Genomic DNA, 17488 nt, shown 5'->3' with positions numbered 1-17488 from the left:
GACGCCGCTCAGGTCAAGCCCGCCCCCGGCTCCTTCGCCGAGGCCAAGGCCCTCTCCACCGCCTCCGTCAAGCTCACCCCCGTGCCCCCGGGCCGCGCCCCGGTGGGCGCGGGAGCCCCAGAACCGCGAGGAAGAAGACCATGACCGTGGACTCCCAGGGAACGGCGACCGCCGATCCTCAGGACGCGCCCGGGAGGGCGGCAGGGAAGTCTCAGACTCCGCCACCCTCCTCGGGCCCGAAGGAAGTCCTTCAGCCTCCACGCGGCAGACGCTCCCTGCCCGGCGGGCTGCTGCCGTACCTGCTCGTCGCGCCCGCCCTGCTGTCCATGGCGGTGCTGCTGCTCTACCCGCTGATCCGCAACGTGATCCTCTCCTTCCAGCAGATCAACCGGAAGGAGTTCATCACCCGGGAGTCGGTCTGGATCGGCTTCGACAACTACACGGACCTCCTCGGCGATCCGGACTTCTGGACCGTCGTCGTCCGCAGCGTCGTCTTCACGGCCGTCAACGTCGCCCTCATCATGGCGATCGGCACCGGCATCGGCCTGCTCCTGAACCGCCTCGGCAAGAAGATGCGACTGCTCCTCTCGCTGGCCCTGATGTTCGCCTGGGCCATGCCGATCGTCGCCTCCGTCACGGTCTTCCGCTGGCTCTTCGACGAGCAGTTCGGCGTCGTCAACTGGCTGATGCGCACGCTGGGCTTCTCCGGCTACGAGCAGCACAACTGGTTCGAGACCGGCTTCTCCACCCTGGTCATCGTCCTGATCCTGCTCGTCTGGGGCTCCGTCCCCTTCGTCGCCCTCAACATGTACGCCGCCCTGACCACCGTCGGGACCGAGCTGTACGAGGCCGCCAAGATGGACGGCGCGAGCGGCTGGAGGACCTTCTGGGCCGTGGTCTTCCCGAACCTGAAGTCCTTCTTCATGATCACCACGTTCCTGGAGATCATCTGGATCTTCAAGGCGTTCGCACAGGTCTACGCGATGAACCTGGGCGGCCCCGACCGAGGTTCCGAGACGCTTCCCGTCTTCGCCTACATCGAGGGCGTCGGCCAGTTCCACTACGGTGTCGCCGCTGCCATCTCCATCCTGACGATCGTGATGCTCATCGCGGTCATGTCCTTCTACTTCCGCCTGATCCTGAAGCAGGAGGAGGAGCTGTGAGCGCCACCACCGAGACTCCGCAGAAGCTGCGCACCAGGAAGCCGCTCACCGTCGGCGCGGTCGCCAAGAACCTCAGTGCCCTCGTCCTCGCGGTCGTCTTCGTCTTCCCCGTCTACTGGATGTTCTCGTCCTCGCTGAAGCCGCAGCACGAGATCATGACGAAGGACCCCGTCTTCGTCTTCACGCCGACGTTCGAGAACTACACGACGGCGACCGGCGTCGACCTGTTCTGGACGTACGTCACCAACAGCCTCACGGTCACCATCGGTGCCGTGGTGCTCGCCCTCCTCGTCGCCCTGGCAGCGAGCTTCGCGATCGCCCGCATGAGGTTCAAGGGACGCAAGGGCATCGTCCTCGTCGTGATGCTGGCGCAGATGGCCCCCTGGGAGGTCATGGTCATCGCGATGTACATGATCTCCCGTGAGAACGACATGCTGAACAGCATCCCGATGCTCACGCTCATCTACTTCGTGATGGTCCTTCCCTTCACGATCTGGACCCTGCGCGGCTTCATCGCCGCCGTCCCGGTCGAGTTGGAGGAGGCCGCGCAGATCGACGGCTGCACCCGGGCCCAGGCGTTCCGCAAGGTGATCTTCCCGCTGCTCGCCCCCGGCCTGATGTCGACCTCGCTCTTCGGCTTCATCACCGCCTGGAACGAGTTCGCCATGATCCTCATGCTGAACAAGGACAAGGAGTCGCAGACCCTGACGCTCTGGCTCACCCAGTTCCAGACCGCGTTCGGCAGCGACTGGGGCGCCACCATGGCCGCCTCCACGCTCTTCGCACTTCCCGTGCTCGTCGTCTTCCTCTTCCTCCAGCGCAAGGCCGTCGGCGGCATGACCGCCGGCGCGGTGAAGGGATAAGGGCTCCCCCATGACCACACTCGTACACGCCACGGACACCCTGACCCGTGACGCGCTCACGGTGCTCCAGCCCGGCTTCGTCGGCACCACCGCACCCGACTGGCTGCTCCGCCGCATCGGTGAGGGCCTGTCGTCGGTCGGCCTGTTCGGGCGGAACATCGCCGGCACCGAACAGCTCACCGCGCTCACCGCGCAGCTGAGGGCCGAGCGGGACGACGTCCTCGTCGCCATCGACGAGGAGGGCGGGGACGTCACCCGCCTCGAGGTCAAGCAGGGCTCGTCCTTCCCCGGCAACTACGCGCTGGGCAGCGTCGACGACGTCGAGCTCACCCGGGCCGTGGCCCGCGAGCTGGGCCGCCGGCTCGCCGCGTGCGGCGTCGACCTCAACTGGGCGCCCTCCGCCGACGTCAACTCCAACGCCGAGAACCCGGTCATCGGCGTCCGGTCCTTCGGACCCGACCCGGACCTGGTCGCCCGGCACACCGTGGCGTACGTCGACGGCCTCCAGGGTGTCGGGGTCGCGGCCTGCACGAAGCACTTCCCCGGACACGGCGACACGAACGTCGACTCGCACGACGCGCTGCCCCGGATCGATGTGGACCTCGCCACACTGCACACCCGTGAGCTGGTACCTTTCCGCGCTGCCGTCGCCGCGGGTACCAAAGCGGTCATGAGTGCGCATATTCTGCTTCCCGCGCTCGACCCCGGCCGCCCGGCCACCCTGAGCCCGCAGATCCTCACCGGTCTGCTCCGCCAGGAACTGGGCTTCGAGGGGCTGATCGTCACCGACGGCATGGAGATGCGGGCCGTCGCGGCGACGTACGGCATCGAGCGCGGATCCGTCCTCGCCATCGCCGCGGGCGCCGACGCCATCTGCGTCGGCGGCGGGCTGTGCGACGAGGACACCGTGCTGCGACTGCGCGACGCGCTCGTCAACGCGGTACGGACCGGTGAACTGCCCGAGGAGCGGCTGGCCGACGCCGCGGCGCGCGTGCGCGCCCTGGCGGCCTGGACCCAGGCGCACCGGGCGAGGGGCGGGGCTGAGACGGTGCCGGGCGCGGCAGTGCAGGAGGGGACCGCGCCCGGTGCCGGCATCGGACTCGTGGCGGCCCGCAGGGCCCTGAAGGTGACCCGGGGGGAGCGGCCGTACACACCGATGGCCGGCGCTCCCTACGTGGCCTCCTTCACTCCGGTCGCGAACTTCGCGGTCGGTGACGAGACGCCCTGGGGTGTCGCGGCGGAGCTGGAGCGGCTGCTCCCCGGCACGGAGACGGGCTCCTACGACGAGCCCTCCGTGGACGGCGTCCTGGCCGCCGCGGGGGAGCGGCGGATCGTGGCGGTGGTACGCGACGCCCACCGGCACCCGTGGATGACCGAGGCCCTGGACGGCCTGGTCGCGGCCCGCCCCGACACCGTCGTGGTCGAGATGGGCCTCAACGAGGCGGAGCCCCGTGGGGCCCTGCACATCGCCACGCACGGCGCGGCCCGGGTCTGCGGCCGCGCGGCCGCGGAGGCGGTCGTCGGGACCCGCGCCTGACCGCGCTCCCGCACCCGTACGTGAAGGGGCCCGGCACCTGGACAGGTGCCGGGCCCCTTCACGCTTCGGGCCTAGATACCCTGCCAGGCGGGCTTGTTCGCGAAGGTGTGGCGGAAGTAGTCCGCGAGCTTCAGCTTGGAGGCGGCGGCCTCGTCCACCACGACCGTGGCGTGCGGGTGCAGCTGGAGCGCGGAGGCCGGCACGAGCGCCGCCACCGGACCCTCCACCGTCTGCGCCACCGCCTCGGCCTTGCCCTCGCCGGTGGCGAGCAGCACCAGGTGACGGGCCTCCAGGATGGTGCCGATGCCCTGGGTGATGACGTGGTGCGGCACCTGCTCGATGTCGTCGTCGAAGAAACGGGCGTTGTCCACGCGGGTCTGCTCGGTGAGCGTCTTGATCCGGGTGCGGGAGGCGAGCGAGGAACAGGGCTCGTTGAAGCCGATGTGCCCGTCGGTGCCGATGCCGAGGATCTGCAGGTCCACGCCACCGGCCTCGGCCAGCGCCCTGTCGTACGCCTCGCAGGCCGCCTGGACGTCCTCGGCGGAGCCGTCGGGTCCCATGAAGGCCTCGGGGGAGAGGCCGAGCGGCTCGACGACCTGGCGGAGCACGGTGGAGCGGTACGACTCCGGGTGACCCGAGGGCAGGCCGACGTACTCGTCCAGCTGGGCGATCCGAGCCCGCGAGGCGTCCACGGAGCCGGCCGTGACCTGGGCGATCAGGGCCTCGTAGATGGGCAGCGGAGTCGAGCCCGTGGCCACGCCGAGCAGCGCGTCGGGCTTACGGCGCAGGAGGCCGGCGATGCCGTCCGCGATGAGCTCGCCGCCCGCCTTGGCGTCCTTGACGATGACAACTTCCACGCTGTGCCTGCCGATCTGGTGAGGGGCTGGTGAGGGGTCGTGTGGTATAGACCAATCTAAGGGCAAATCTAGCAGAGGAGGGGCCTTCCCCTCATGCCGTTCCGCCCCCCGGACGCCCCCGTCGACTCCATCGTCGACCGCCCCGGTCCCACCAGCCACTCGAACCCCAACAGCCGCCCCACCCCCGCCTTCACCGCCCCGAACCACTCGCCCCGGGCCGCTGCCGCGAGGCCGCTCGGACCGGACCGGCCGCTCGCGCTCAGGTCAGCGAGCCGCCCGTCGCGTCGATCCAGTGGCCCGTCACCCAGCGGGCGTCGTCGGAGGCAAGGAAGGCCACCACGTCCGCTATCTCCGCCGGAGTGCCGACCCCGCCCAGCGCCGAGAGGGCCGCCGCCCCCGCCCAGGCCTCGTCGCCGCTCCGCAGCCAGGCCGCGTTGATGTCCGTGTCCACGATCCCCGGGGCCACCGCGTTGACCGTGATCCGGCGCGGCCCGAGGACCTTCGACAGGTCTCGGGTGAAGACGTCGAGCGCGGCCTTCGACATCGAGTACGCGATCAGTTCCGGCATGACCGCCGTCCTGGTCAGCCCCGTCGAGACGTTGATGATCCGGCCACCGTCCCGCAGCCGCTCCGCGCCCAGCCGGGCCAGGAAGAACGGCGCCTTGGTGTTGACCGCGAAGACCCGGTCGTACTCCTCCTCGGTGAGCGTCGCGAAGGGCTGCGAGGCCGTGATCCCCGCGTTGTTCACCAGGATGTCCAGGCCCCCGCCGCCCACGGCCGTGTCGAACGCCTCCCAGAGGGCCGCCGCGTCCCCGGGTGTCCCCAGCTCCTGGCCGAGCGTGAACGCCTCGCCGCCCGCCTCCTCGATCGCCGCGACCGTCTCCTTCGCCGCGGCCTCGTTGCTCCCGTAGTGCACCGCGATCCGGGCCCCCTCGCGGCCGAGCCGCTCGGCGATCCCGCGCCCGATGCCCCGGCCGGCGCCCGTCACCAGCGCGGTCTTCCCGGCCAGCTTTCCCGACGGCTCTCCGGTCGTCTTCTCCGCGGCCCTCCCCGCGGTGCTCTCCACGGTCCTCGCTGCGTTCTTTCCTTCGGGCACGCCCATGACGACACTCCCCCTATTTCTGTAGCGGTCGCTATGGAAAGACCGTATCCCACTTCCGTAGCGGGCGCTATAGAATTCACTCCATGGTGACGACACCCCGCGGCCGCCCCCGTTCCTTCGACCGGCTCACCGCCCTGGAGCAGGCCACGATGGCCTTCTGGGAACACGGCTACGAGACGACCTCCGTCTCCGACCTCACCCGCGCCATGGGCATCAGTGCCCCCAGCCTCTACGCGGCCTTCGGCGACAAGAAGACGCTGTTCGAGGAGGTCGTCGAGGCGTACGCCACCTCGTACGGCGCGTACGGCGGCCGCGCCTTCGCGGAGGAGCCCACCGCCCGCGGTGCCCTCGGCCGGGTCCTGAGCGAGGCCGCCGAGCTCTTCACGGAGCCCGGCCACCCCCGCGGCTGCCTGATGATCTCCGCCGCGACCAACTGCTCGACCCCCGAGGTCGAGGAGTCCCTGAGGGCGCGCAGGAACGCCAATCTGGCGTCCTTCGAGGCCCGCATCCGCCGTGGCGTCGAGGCGGGCGAACTGCCGGCCGACACCGACGCCCACGCGCTGGCCCGCTTCAGCGGGGCCGTACTCCAGGGGATGTCCCAGCAGGCCCGTGACGGGGCGACGGCGGGGGAGCTGGCGACGGTGGCCGAGGCGGCGATGCGGGCGTGGCCGCCGGGGGAGTGAAGCCGGGCGGAGCCGCGCGAGAGCGGCGGAAGGGGAGAGGAAAGGGGGGAGCACCCGCGGGCCGCGGCGCCTGGCGGGACCCTCAGCCCGCCCGGCACCGCAGCCCGGAGTTGCATCCGGCCGGGGGTGTGCGGTCCCTCGGCCGTTGTGGGAGGTCTCGACGCAGTCAGGGCAGAGAGCGTCGGGTACCTCGTTCCATCCTCCTGTGCGGGGAGGATGGAGGCTCTGTTGCGTTCATTGTGGACTAGACCATTCTTGTCTGTCCATCCACAGGAACGCGGTGCTTCCTGGCCCATCCTCCAGTACGAAGCCGCAGAGATCCAGGTTCACCGGCCCTTTATTCCACGGGTACGCTCGCACCGTGCCCTCCATGAACGACCTCGTGCGCCAGCACACCGCCCTGAGCGACTCCGACCTCGAGTGGCTCCATCTGCTGGTGTCGGAGTGGCAACTGCTCTCCGACCTCTCCTTCGCCGACCTCGTCCTCTGGGTCCCGACCCTCGACGGTACGCGGTACGTCTCCGTCGCCCAGATGCGGCCCAACACCGGCCCCACCTCGTACCAGGACGACATGGTCGGCCACCTGGTGCCGCGCGGCCGCCGTCCGCTGCTCGACGCCGCGCTCGACGAGGGCAGGATCGTCCGCGAGGGCGACCCGGAGTGGCGCGAGGAGGTTCCGGTACGGGTCGAGTCCATCCCCGTCCGCCGCGAGGGCAGGGTCCTCGGCGTCATCGCCCGCAACACCAACCTGCTGACCGTCCGTACCCCCTCCCGGCTCGAACTGACCTACCTCCAGTCGGCCTCCGACCTCGCGCAGATGATCGCCGCCGGGTCCTTCCCGTTCCCCGGCGAGCAGGTCGACATGGACTCCTCGCCGCGGGCCGGCGACGGACTCGTCCGCCTGGACGCCGAGGGCATCGTCCAGTACGCCTCGCCCAACGCCCTCTCCGCGTACCACCGGCTCGGTCTCGCCGCCGACCTCGTCGGCCAGCACCTCGGCCAGATCACCGCCGAACTCGCTCCCTCCCGCGGCCCCGTGGACGAGGCCCTGGTCACGCTCGCCTCCGGCTACGCGCCGCGCGAGTTCGAGGTCGAGGGGAACGGCGGGGTGATCCAGCTGCGGGCGATCCCGCTCAAGCCGAAGGGCACCCGCATCGGTTCGCTCGTCCTGCTCCGGGACGTCACCGAACTGCGCCGCCGCGAGCGCGAGTTGATCACGAAGGACGCCACCATCCGGGAGATCCACCACCGGGTGAAGAACAACCTCCAGACGGTGGCCGCCCTGTTGCGCCTCCAGGCCCGCCGGATGGACTCCGACCAGGGCCGCGAGGCCCTCAACGAGGCGGTGCGGCGCGTCGGTTCGATCGCCATCGTCCATGAGACGCTGTCTCAGAACCTGGACGAGCGGGTGGAGTTCGACGAGATCGCCGACCGGGTGATCGCGATGGTGGCCGAGATCTCCCCGGGCCGGGTGACCTGCCGGCGCAACGGCCGCTTCGGCATTCTCGACGCCGAGGTCGCCACCCCGCTCTCCATGGTCCTCACCGAGGTCCTGCAGAACGCCCTGGAGCACGCGTTCGCCCCGGGCGACGAGGGCACCGTCGAGGTCACCGCCGTCCGCGGCGAGCCCAGGGCCGACGCCCGGCTCCTGATCACGGTCCGGGACGACGGCCGGGGCCTGCCCGAGGGCTTCGACCCGCAGCGGGCCGGCAACCTCGGCCTCCAGATCGTACGGACCCTGGTGGAAGGGGAGTTGGGCGGATCCTTCGACATGCTGCCGGGCGCCGAGCGCGGTACGAAGGTGGTCCTCGACATCCCCGTACAGCCGCAGAAGTAGTCACGCGGCAGAAGTGGCCGCCCGGCAGGGGCGGTCACGCGGCGGTGGACAGCAGCGAGCCCCGGACCGAAGGAGATCGGTCCGGGGCTCGAATGCTGTGGGTTACTGCTGCGCGCTGCGGCTCAAGGGCGGTGATTGCGTACGCGATGTACGCGCCGCCGGCCTCAGGCTGTCGGTGGGCGTCAGGCGCTGGCGTTACGCGCCCGGTTGCGAGCGGCACGGCGCTTCATCGCGCGGCGCTCGTCCTCGCTGAGGCCACCCCAGACGCCGGAGTCCTGGCCGGACTCGAGCGCCCACTGCAGGCACTGCTCCATGACGGGGCAGCGGCGGCAGACGGCCTTGGCTTCCTCGATCTGCAGCAGCGCAGGACCGGTGTTGCCGATGGGGAAGAACAGCTCGGGGTCTTCCTCACGACAAACGGCGTTGTGACGCCAGTCCATGGCTGCTACCTCTCTTGGTATGTGCGATTGCTTGTGAATGTGAACGCTTTCACGAATCCCCCCGCAAGGGAAGGGCCGACTGCCAGATCAACTGGCGTGGTCCTTGGACTGAGGAGGGGTTCTGGCTCTCAGTGGAGGCCGGTCTTGCGGGCCGTCCCGATCGCCAAGAAGAGACTCGCAAACCTCGGCAGCGGATACAACCCCTTCCGGAAAGTTTTTTTTGATTCCTCGGTGTCGGCTAGGTCACAGCCGTACTTCTAAGGGGTGGATGCGCGCCTAAACGTTCGAGTGAAAGGACTTTGGGCCCTTCCACTCACACAATCACACGCAGTGCACGGCGTACGCCTGTGAACGACACGCTTCTCCGCAGTCCGAGGTGGTCTCCGTCCATCTGGAGGGGGAGGGGAACCTTCGAATGCAAGGTGAAGTCGGTCAGGTCGTGCAGAGAGGTCGCGTGCTTGCCTCGCGGGCCCCGCTCCGGGGTCGAGGTGAGCAGCTGGGTGGCGTAACGGGCCACCGCCGGGGTGGAGAGACGGCGCAGTCCGAGCACGTCGAGCGCGGTCTCGAAGGAAGCCTCCGGGGACGCGTACACCGGGCGATTGCCCAGGTAGGTCCAGGGGGAGGTGTTGCAGATTATGGAGAGGACGAGGTCCTCGACCGGCTCCGCGCCGGGGCGCTCCAGGGTGATCGTGCCGTGTCGGCGGTTCGGTTCGTCGAGGAACTGGCGCACCACCTGGCGCAGATAGAGGGCGTGCGTGGATCTCTTCCCGCGCTCCCGCTGTTGTTCGACCCGGCCGATGACGCTGGCGTCGAAACCGAGGCCGGCGCAGAAGGTGAACCAGCGGGACGGCACCGACTCGTCCTCCGTGCCCGGTGTCCCCGAGGCGAGCCCGAGGCTCACTGTGCGTGCCCGCCGCTCACGCAGCGCGTCGAGCAGGGTGCCGGTCGCCTCCACGGCGTCGTTCGGCAGTCCGAGGGCACGGGCGAACACGTTGGTCGAGCCTCCGGGAACCACCGCGAGGCTCGGCAGGCGGTCGGGGTCGGGCCCGCCGTGCAGCAGCCCGTTGACGACCTCGTTCACCGTGCCGTCTCCGCCGAGGGCCACCACGAGGTCGATGTTGCCGGCCTCGGCGGCCCGCCGGCCCAGGTCCCGCGCGTGCCCGCGGTACTCGGTGGTGACCGCCTCCAGCTTCATCTCGCTCGCGAGCGCGTGGATGAGCACGTCACGGGTGCGGGCACTGGTGGTGGTGGCTGCCGGATTGACCACGAGAAGTGCGCGCATGGGCTTCAGCGTACCTACCCGGCGGTACCGGGCCCAGTCCCGACCGTCCCGCCGGCCTCCGGCCCCGGCCTCCGGCCCCGGCGACCGCCGGTGCGCCGCTCGTCGAGCCCGCCCGTCGAGCCCGGCGGCCCCCCGATACCCTGCCTTGTATGAGCAGTACGGAGCAGACCCCCCGTCCCGCCCGTCTCGCCGCCGCGGCGGCCGTGGCCGGCATCGAGGCCCTCGGACTCGTCGCCGGGGGCGTCTACATGCTGGTGGACGCGCTGACCCGGGCGTCCGGCGACCTCGCCGGTGCCCTGACCGGCGCCGTGACGCTCGTCGCACTCGGTCTGATCCCGCTCGCCGCCGCCCGCGGCCTCTGGCTGCGCCGCTCGTGGAGCCGTGGCCCGGCCGTGATCACCCAGATCCTGGCCCTGCCGGTCGCCTGGCAGATGCTCCAGGCGAACAGCGCGATGATCCCGGCCGGCGTCGTCCTCGGCGTCCTGGCCGTCACCGGGCTCGTCCTCCTGGTGAACCCGGCCACGACCGAGGCGCTCGGCATCCGGCGCCCCGGCCGGCAGGCCTGACGAGGGTTACTCCTCCACCAGCAGCTTCTCCCGCAGCTGCGCGAGGGTCCGGGCGAGCAGCCGGGAGACGTGCATCTGCGAGATGCCCACCTCCTGCGCGATCTGCGACTGGGTCATGTTCCCGAAGAAGCGCAGCAGCAGGATCCGCTTCTCCCGGGGCGGCAGGTCCTCGAGGAGCGGCTTGAGCGACTCCCGGTACTCGACCCCCTCCAGGGCCTCGTCCTCCGCGCCCAGGGTGTCCGCCACCGCCGGCGACTCGTCGTCCGTGTCGGGGACGTCCAGGGAGAGCGTCGAGTAGGCGTTCGCCGACTCCAGGCCCTCGAGGACCTCCTCCTCCGAGATCCCGAGCCGCTCGGCCAGCTCGTGCACCGTCGGCGAGCGGCCGTGCTGCTGGGAGAGCTCCGCCGTCGCCGTGGTCAGCGAGAGCCGCAGCTCCTGGAGCCGGCGCGGCACCCGGACCGCCCAGCCCTTGTCACGGAAGTGGCGCTTGATCTCACCGACGACCGTGGGGGTCGCGTACGTCGAGAACTCGACCCCGCGCTCCGGGTCGAACCGGTCCACCGACTTGATCAGGCCGATCGTCGCCACCTGGGTCAGGTCGTCCAGCGGCTCCCCGCGGTTGCGGAAGCGCCGGGCCAGGTGCTCCACCAGCGGCAGGTGCATCCGAACCAGCCGGTTGCGCAGCTCCGCCTTCTCGGAGGAGCCCTCCGGCAGCTCGCGCAGCGTCACGAAGAGGGCGCGGGCGCCGTTCCTGTCGTGCGGGTCCCGGGCGATGGGGGCGGCGTCCGGGACCTCTTCGGCCTCGCCGTCGGCTTCCTCGCCGTCCGAGGCCTTCCCCGCCGTCTCCGCAGCCCGCGACCCGTCCGGCGCCTCGGTCTCGTCGGGCCTGTCCGATCCGTCCGATCCGTCCGACTCCGGCCCCTCGGCGGCAGCCCCGGAGGTCAGGGAGGTCGCGGAGGCCTCGGGGGAGCCGCTCGCACTCGCGGGGCTTCGGGGGGCCTCGGGGACACCTGGTGTCTCGGGAACCTCGTGGTGCTGCTCGTGCTCGATCATCTGGTCCGCCTGCTCCGTAGCGACCTCATGCGGCCGCGCCTGCTGCTCAGGGATGCCGGCCGTCGCGTCCCCGCTCCTCACGCCGGGCCTGGCCCCGCGCCGCGCTGTTTGTACAGGCTGATCGAGACCGTACGGTCGTCGGCCACCGACGACTCCACCTTCCCGGCCAGCGCCGACAGCACCGTCCAGGCGAAGGTGTCCCGCTCGGGCGCCCGGCCGTCGGTCGTCGGGGCGGAGACGGTCACGTCGAGGGAGTCGTCGACCAGCCGGAAGACACAGCTGAGTACGGACCCCGGCACGGCCTGCTGGAGCAGGATGGCGCAGGCCTCGTCGACCGCGATCCGCAAGTCCTCGATCTCGTCGAGGGTGAAGTCCAAGCGCGCCGCGAGGCCGGCCGTGGCCGTACGCAGCACGGACAGATAGGCACCCGCAGCGGGCAGCCGGACTTCCACGAAGTCCTGGGTCCCGGGCTCGCCTGCGATCTGGGACACCCTCACCTCCAAGGTGGCACAAGCTCATTCGGGGTTCGGAGGGGGAGACCTCCGAACCGGGCGGTACGCAGGGGGCTGCGCGGTCCGCCGTGACGCTATCGCGATCCGTCCCGCCGTGTCGCCGCGAACTTCCCACCCCCGTCGACCCCCCGGCCGCCGATCATCACCCATGGTAGGCCCATGGATGCGGACGGTGGGCGGGAGTCTGCGGAGGTCGGAAACGCGCGACCGGCGGAGGGGTGACGTACCCAGCCGGGGTGCGCCCGAATCGCCGGACGGCCGAATCGCCGGACGGTCGTACGGTCGGAGGATCGAACCGGCATGACAATTCGGGGCAAGCGGGTACGAAGGGTTCTCAGACGATCGAGCCGTCCACGAAACACCAGCGCCAGGCCTCGCCCGGCTCGAAGGTCCGCATCAGCGGATGCCCGGTCGAGGAGAAGTGCCCCGTCGCGTGCCGCCCCGCCGAGGAGTCGCAGCAGCCCACGTGTCCGCAGCTCAGACAGAGCCGCAGCTGGACCGGATGCGTACCGTCCGCCAGGCACTCGGGACAGGTGTCGGCCAGCGGCGCCGGTTCGGGGCGCGGCATTTCGGCAAGGTGCGGGCACTCGCTCATGATGGCCAGGTTACGTTGCGGCTCAGGACGGGGACGGGCATGGACGCACTGCAGCTGGTGGCACTGGTGGCGGCGAGCGCCGCGATCGCGGGGTTCGCCCGCAGGACCCCGGTGCCCGCTCCGCTGCTCCTCGTGGCCGCCGGCCTCGCCGCCTCGTACGTCCCCGGGGTGCCCGACTACACCCTCGACCCGCACATCGTGCTGCCGCTGATCCTGCCGCCGCTCCTCTACACCGCCGCCCTCGACTCCTCGTACCTCGACCTGCGGGCCAACATCCGGCCCGTCGCCCTGCTCTCCGTCGGGTACGTCCTCTTCGCCACCGTGGCCGTGGGCTGGCTCGCGTACGTCCTCGTCCCCGACCTGCCGCTCACCGCCGCCCTCGTGCTCGGCGCGGTGATCGCCCCGCCGGACGCGGTCGCCGCCACCGCCATCGCCCGCAAGCTCGGCCTGCCCCACCGGATCACCACGATCCTCCAGGGCGAGTCCCTCGTGAACGACGCCACCGCCATCACCGCCTACAAGGTCGCCCTCGCGGCGGCCGTGGGCGAGGGCGTGAGCTGGGCCGGCGGCATCGGCGAGTTCGCGCTCGCGGCGCTCGGCGGCATCGGCGTCGGCCTGGTCCTCATGGTCCCGATCCACTGGCTGCGCCGGGGCCTCGGAGACTCCCTCCTCCAGAACACGCTCTCCCTCCTCATCCCCTTCGTCGCCTACGCGGCGGCCGAGGAGGTCCACGCCTCGGGAGTGCTCGCCGTCGTCGTGGTCGGCCTCTTCCTCGGCCACCGGGCCTGGCAGGTCGACTTCGCGACCCGGCTCCAGGAGGAGGCCGTCTGGAAGATGGTCGCCTTCGTCCTGGAGTCCGCCGTCTTCGCCCTGATCGGCCTCCAGCTGCCGTACGTCGTCCAGGGCCTCGGGCAGTACGGGATCGGCGAGGCGGCCTGGTACGCGGTCGGGGTCTTCGTCGCCGTGGTCGTCGTCCGGTTCGTCTGGGTCTATCCCGCGACCTTCCTGCCCCGCTGGTTCTCCGCCCGCGTCAGGGAACGGGAACCCGGAGTGGACTGGAGGGCGCCGCTCGTCGTCGGCTGGGCCGGCATGCGCGGCGTGGTCTCCCTCGCCATCGCCTTCTCCATCCCCGTCGTCGCCGACGGCGAGGAGTTCCCCGCCCGCAACCTCGTCCTCTTCCTGACCTTCACCACCGTCATCGGCACCCTCGTGGTGCAGGGCCTCACCCTGCCGCCCCTCATCCGGCTCCTGAAGCTTCCCGGGCGGGACACGTACGCCGAGACGCTGGCCGAGGCGCAGGCGCAGAGCGAGGCCTCGCGGGCCGCCGAGGAGCGCCTCGACGCGCTCCTCGCCGAGGGGCGCAACGCCCTGCCGCAGCCCCTCGCGGACCGGCTGCGCACGGTTCTGGAGCGGCGTCGCAACGCGGTCTGGGAGCGGCTGGGAGCCGTGAACGAGGCCACGGGGGAGACCGCGGACGACACCTACCGGCGGCTCTCGCGCGAGATGATCGACGCCGAGCGGGAGGTCTTCGTACGGCTGCGCGACGCGCGGCGGATCGACGACGAGATGATGCGGACCCTGCTCCGCCGGCTGGACCTGGAGGAGGCCGCCGCCTACCGCGAGGAGACGGACGGCTGAAGGGCCCTTCCAGGGCCCGCCGGGGGCGCTTGGGAGGCTCCTGGGGGCTCCTAGGGGGCGCCCGTCACCACAGCCGCGAGCCGGGTACCCGCCGGGAACGCGCCCTCCTCCGCCAGGACCGTGAGGCAGTGGAGCATTTTGGCCACATACAGCCGCTCGATGGCGAGTCCGTGCCGCGCCTCGAAGTCACGTGCGAAGGCCTCGAGGGCCGGGGGCGTGCGCGCGTACCCTCCGCCGTGGAAGCGTTCGTCCAGCGTCCAGTCGCCCCGCGGACCGCCGAACGCCGCCTCCTGGAGGGCGCGGACCTCCCCGCCCAGGAACCCGCCCCTGAGGACCGGGACGCCAAGGGCTCGCTGCCCGGGGGAGAGGCCGGCCGCGAGGCCCGCGAGGGTGCCGCCCGTGCCGCAGGCGACGGCGACCGTGTCCGCCGCCCCGGCGAGCTCACGGCCCAGCTCCACGCAGCCCCGGACGGCGAGCGCGTTGCTGCCGCCCTCCGGGACCACGTACGCGCCCGCGGGGGCCCGTTCCAGGAGCGCCGCGAGGACCGCCGGGTCGTTCTTCGCGCGGTACGTGGCCCGGTCCACGAACTCCAGACGCATCCCGTCCGCCGCGCACCGCGCGAGGGAGGGGTTGAGCGGGCGCCCGGCCAGCTCGTCGCCGCGGACGACGCCGACCGTGGGGAAGCCGAGCAGCCGGCCGGCGGCCGCCGTCGCCCGCAGGTGGTTGGAGTACGCGCCGCCGAAGGTGAGGACCGGACGCCCGTCCGCCGCGCCCAGGTTGAGGGCGAGCTTGCGCCACTTGTTGCCCGGGAGGTCGGGGTGGATGAGGTCCTCGCGCTTGAGCAGCAGCGTGAGCCCGCGCCGGGTGAAGCGGTCGTCCTCCACCGGCTCCAGGGGCGAGGGGAGCCGGGGCCGCAGACGGGAGAGGTCGGACGCGTTCACCCGGCCATTGTCCCGGCCGCACGCGCGCGGGATGCGACCGGTCCGGGCCGCGCGCGGCGCGCGAGATTCCTCCCGGCCGGTCCGGCCTCCCGGCCGCTCAGCGCAGCAGGTCGGCGACCCGCTCCCGCATCGAAGCCATCGTGAAGCCGCGCGGATCGACCTTCCCGGGCTGCCACTCCAGGTGCCCGATGACCGAGCGGTGCGTCCAGCCGTGCACCCGGCACAGGGCGGCCGCCGCCTTCGCGATGGCGTCCAGCTGGACCTTCGGCCACGGGTCCTCGCCGTCCCCGAGGTTCTCGCACTCGAAGCCGTAGAAGTGGCGGTTGCCGTCCGTGGTGGCCTCGTCGTCCCGTGGCAGACGCCGCTCGGCGATGACCGCCCGGAGCACCTCGTCGTCGCCGAGCCCCGCGTGGTTCGCGCGCCCGTAGCCGACGAGGTGGACGGTGCCGTTCTTGGCGATCACGCCGTGACAGAGCGGACCCGGCAGGGCCGCGTGGCCGTCCCGGCAGATCCGTACGGTGCTCGCGGTGCCGCGGGTCACGGTGTGGTGGATCATCACGCCGTGCACCGGGCCCCAGGGGCCCTTGTGGTTGCGGTTGTGGGTGGACCAGTCGCCGACCTCGACGAGCGCGAGGCCCTCGTCGCGCAGCGCGCTGCGGAACCTGCTCGCGGACATGGGTGTGGACATGACCGACTCCCTCCGGAGAACGGGGTGAGCTTCCGGAGTACCGGAGTCCGGCACTCCGCTGCCATCCGTTCGGGCCGTGTGCGAGCCGATCCGGACACCGCCCGCCGTGACGTCCGGGACTCCGCTGTTCGGATGGAAATCACGTGACATGCCCCGAAGATCGTCGAACAGTCCCACCCGAATGTGTAATGGCGCGGACACGCTCCGTGCTGAAAGGCTTGAGTCGCAAGTCAGTCATACGAGAGGGAGTTCCATGTCCGTTGGTTCGGTTGGCGACGACGTACGCGCGGAGCAGCAGGCCCCGCAGCAGAGTCTCGGCACCGCCGCCGCGCGGAACCTCGCCACGACCACCAAGTCGGCGCCGCAGATGCAGGAGATCACCTCGCGGTGGCTGCTGCGGGCGCTGCCGTGGGTCCAGGTGCAGGGCGGTACGTACCGGGTGAACCGGAGGCTCAGCTACTCCGTGGGGGACGGCAAGGTCACCTTCGTCCAGACCGGAGAGCGCGTCACGGTCATTCCCGCCGAACTCGGCGAACTCTCCGTCCTGCGCGGCTACGAGGACGAGGAGGCCCTGGCCGAGCTGGCCTCCCGCTGCCGCCAGCGGGAGTACGCGGCCGGCGAGGTGATCGCCGTCGCGGGCGAGCCGACCGACCGGGTCCACCTCCTCGCGCACGGCAGGATCGAGCAGGTCGGTGAGGGGCCGTACGGCGACGAGGCCGTCCTCGGTGTCCTCGCCGACGGCGCCCACTTCGGCGACATCGCCCTCGTCGACCCGGAGGCCACCTGGGAGTGGAGCGCCCGCGCGGCCACCGCCTGTACGGTCCTGGAGCTCACCCGGGACGACGTGCGGAACCTCGCGGAGCGGGCCGGTTCGCTCGCCGCCCACCTCGCGACCGTGGCGGCGCTGCCCCACCAGCGGACCAACAAGTACGGCGAGGCCGAGATCGACCTCTCCGCCGGTCACGTCGGCGAGGCCGTCGTCCCGCACACGTACGTCGACTACGACGCCTCGCCCCGTGAGTACGAGCTGAGCGTCGCCCAGACCGTGCTGAAGGTCCACAGCCGCGTCGCCGACCTCTACAACCAGCCGATGAACCAGACCGAGCAGCAGTTGCGGCTCACGGTCGAGGCGCTCCGCGAGCGCCAGGAGTACGAGCTGGTCAACAACAAGGAGTTCGGGCTCCTCTCCAACTGCGACTACGGGCAGCGGCTCCAGCCCCACGACGGCGCCCCCAGCCCGGACGACATGGACGAGCTGCTCTCCCGCCGCCGGGGCTCCAAGATGTTCCTCGCCCACCCGCGGGCCATCGCCGCCTTCGGCCGCGAGCTCAACAAGCGCGGCCTGGTGCCCGAGACGATCGACGTCAACGGCAACCGCATCCCGACCTGGCGCGGTGTGCCGATCTACCCGTGCAACAAGATCCCGGTCTCGGACGCCCGCACCACCTCGATCATCTGCATGCGTACCGGCGAGGCCGACCAGGGCGTCATCGGTCTGCACCAGACCGGCATCCCCGACGAGATCGAGCCCAGCCTCTCCGTCCGCTTCATGGGCATCGACGAGCAGGCGATCATCTCCTACCTGGTCACGGCCTACTACTCGGCGGCGATCCTCGTCCCCGACGCGCTCGGTGTCCTGGAGAACGTCGAGGTCAGCCGCTGGCGCTGAGCCGACGACGCCCGGGGGCGGGAACCGAACCCTCCCGCCCCGGGCGTTCCGGCCCGCCACCA

The 17488-nt window shown here is 71.2% G+C and carries 17 protein-coding genes; 8 read left to right on the top strand and 9 right to left on the bottom strand.

Translation table 11 applies throughout. The annotated features are described in order from the left end of the window. Nucleotides 1–140 precede the first annotated feature (140 nt). From ACFWUY_RS28320 to ACFWUY_RS28310, 3 genes are read left to right on the top strand one after another with little or no spacing between them, the layout of a single operon-like run. Nucleotides 141–1163 carry a carbohydrate ABC transporter permease gene (locus ACFWUY_RS28320; RefSeq protein WP_384115517.1) on the top strand — a complete coding sequence of 341 codons (1023 nt, stop codon included), beginning with the start codon at nucleotides 141–143 and terminating at the stop codon, nucleotides 1161–1163. Beyond that, nucleotides 1160–2026 carry a carbohydrate ABC transporter permease gene (locus tag ACFWUY_RS28315; protein ID WP_384115514.1) on the top strand — a complete coding sequence of 289 codons (867 nt, stop codon included), beginning with the start codon at nucleotides 1160–1162 and terminating at the stop codon, nucleotides 2024–2026. Before ACFWUY_RS28320 ends, ACFWUY_RS28315 begins: the two co-directional genes overlap by 4 nt. A 10-nt stretch (nucleotides 2027–2036) precedes the next feature. Then, nucleotides 2037–3563, top strand: a complete 1527-nt coding sequence (locus tag ACFWUY_RS28310) for a glycoside hydrolase family 3 protein (protein WP_384115511.1) — start codon at nucleotides 2037–2039, stop codon at nucleotides 3561–3563. A gap of 71 nt (nucleotides 3564–3634) precedes the next feature. On the opposite strand, the gene nagB is transcribed toward ACFWUY_RS28310, so the two are convergent. Both nagB and ACFWUY_RS28300 read right to left on the bottom strand, forming a co-directional pair. After that, entirely contained in the window at nucleotides 3635–4420 is a 786-nt protein-coding gene (gene nagB, locus ACFWUY_RS28305) for a glucosamine-6-phosphate deaminase (protein WP_384115508.1), read from the bottom strand. Between the two features lie 259 nt (nucleotides 4421–4679). Next, complete coding sequence (locus ACFWUY_RS28300) at nucleotides 4680–5522, bottom strand: SDR family oxidoreductase (protein WP_384115505.1); 843 nt, start codon at nucleotides 5520–5522, stop codon at nucleotides 4680–4682. 83 nt (nucleotides 5523–5605) lie between these two features. On the opposite strand from ACFWUY_RS28300, the gene ACFWUY_RS28295 reads away from it, so the two are divergent. Both ACFWUY_RS28295 and ACFWUY_RS28290 read left to right on the top strand, forming a co-directional pair. Next, the gene (locus ACFWUY_RS28295; protein ID WP_384115502.1) at nucleotides 5606–6205 is read left to right on the top strand and encodes a TetR/AcrR family transcriptional regulator; all 600 of its coding nucleotides are present in this window, start codon (nucleotides 5606–5608) and stop codon (nucleotides 6203–6205) included. Nucleotides 6206–6575: 370 nt separating this feature from the next. After that, on the top strand, nucleotides 6576–8042 hold the full coding sequence (locus ACFWUY_RS28290) for a sensor histidine kinase (protein WP_384115499.1): 1467 nt from the start codon (nucleotides 6576–6578) through the stop codon (nucleotides 8040–8042). 182 nt (nucleotides 8043–8224) lie between these two features. Here ACFWUY_RS28290 and ACFWUY_RS28285 read toward each other — a convergent pair whose 3' ends face one another. Continuing rightward, nucleotides 8225–8482: a WhiB family transcriptional regulator gene (locus tag ACFWUY_RS28285; protein ID WP_003953983.1), complete on the bottom strand. Its 258-nt coding sequence runs from the start codon at nucleotides 8480–8482 to the stop codon at nucleotides 8225–8227. A gap of 313 nt (nucleotides 8483–8795) precedes the next feature. Next, the gene (locus tag ACFWUY_RS28280; RefSeq protein ID WP_384115496.1) at nucleotides 8796–9764 is read right to left on the bottom strand and encodes a diacylglycerol/lipid kinase family protein; all 969 of its coding nucleotides are present in this window, start codon (nucleotides 9762–9764) and stop codon (nucleotides 8796–8798) included. Between the two features lie 149 nt (nucleotides 9765–9913). On the opposite strand from ACFWUY_RS28280, the gene ACFWUY_RS28275 reads away from it, so the two are divergent. Beyond that, on the top strand, nucleotides 9914–10330 hold the full coding sequence (locus tag ACFWUY_RS28275) for a hypothetical protein (protein WP_384115493.1): 417 nt from the start codon (nucleotides 9914–9916) through the stop codon (nucleotides 10328–10330). A gap of 6 nt (nucleotides 10331–10336) precedes the next feature. Here the strand turns inward: ACFWUY_RS28275 and ACFWUY_RS28270 are convergent, their stop codons facing one another. From ACFWUY_RS28270 to ACFWUY_RS28260, 3 genes are all read right to left on the bottom strand, one after another. After that, nucleotides 10337–11464, bottom strand: coding sequence for a SigB/SigF/SigG family RNA polymerase sigma factor (locus ACFWUY_RS28270; RefSeq protein ID WP_384115490.1), 1128 nt, complete (start codon nucleotides 11462–11464; stop codon nucleotides 10337–10339). Continuing rightward, nucleotides 11461–11874, bottom strand: a complete 414-nt coding sequence (locus ACFWUY_RS28265; protein ID WP_019889334.1) for an anti-sigma regulatory factor — start codon at nucleotides 11872–11874, stop codon at nucleotides 11461–11463. The genes ACFWUY_RS28270 and ACFWUY_RS28265 overlap by 4 nt, the downstream gene beginning before the upstream one ends. 355 nt (nucleotides 11875–12229) lie before the next feature. Beyond that, nucleotides 12230–12490 carry a UBP-type zinc finger domain-containing protein gene (locus ACFWUY_RS28260; RefSeq protein WP_384115487.1) on the bottom strand — a complete coding sequence of 87 codons (261 nt, stop codon included), beginning with the start codon at nucleotides 12488–12490 and terminating at the stop codon, nucleotides 12230–12232. A gap of 39 nt (nucleotides 12491–12529) precedes the next feature. Between ACFWUY_RS28260 and ACFWUY_RS28255 the strand changes: the two genes are divergently transcribed. Beyond that, nucleotides 12530–14128, top strand: coding sequence for a Na+/H+ antiporter (locus ACFWUY_RS28255; RefSeq protein WP_384115484.1), 1599 nt, complete (start codon nucleotides 12530–12532; stop codon nucleotides 14126–14128). Between the two features lie 50 nt (nucleotides 14129–14178). Here ACFWUY_RS28255 and ACFWUY_RS28250 read toward each other — a convergent pair whose 3' ends face one another. Both ACFWUY_RS28250 and ACFWUY_RS28245 read right to left on the bottom strand, forming a co-directional pair. Beyond that, the gene (locus tag ACFWUY_RS28250; protein ID WP_384115481.1) at nucleotides 14179–15069 is read right to left on the bottom strand and encodes a 1-aminocyclopropane-1-carboxylate deaminase/D-cysteine desulfhydrase; all 891 of its coding nucleotides are present in this window, start codon (nucleotides 15067–15069) and stop codon (nucleotides 14179–14181) included. Between the two features lie 97 nt (nucleotides 15070–15166). Beyond that, a complete protein-coding gene (locus ACFWUY_RS28245; protein WP_384115478.1) occupies nucleotides 15167–15757 on the bottom strand; it encodes an N-acetylmuramoyl-L-alanine amidase in 591 nt (196 codons plus the stop codon). Nucleotides 15758–16010: 253 nt separating this feature from the next. On the opposite strand from ACFWUY_RS28245, the gene ACFWUY_RS28240 reads away from it, so the two are divergent. Next, a complete protein-coding gene (locus tag ACFWUY_RS28240; protein ID WP_384115475.1) occupies nucleotides 16011–17426 on the top strand; it encodes a family 2B encapsulin nanocompartment shell protein in 1416 nt (471 codons plus the stop codon). Nucleotides 17427–17488: the final 62 nt, after the last annotated feature.

The sequence above is a fragment of the Streptomyces sp. NPDC058664 genome, assembly GCF_042716635.1.
Taxonomy (GTDB): Bacteria; Actinomycetota; Actinomycetes; order Streptomycetales; family Streptomycetaceae; genus Streptomyces.
This window is presented reverse-complemented; position numbering and strand designations above follow the sequence as displayed.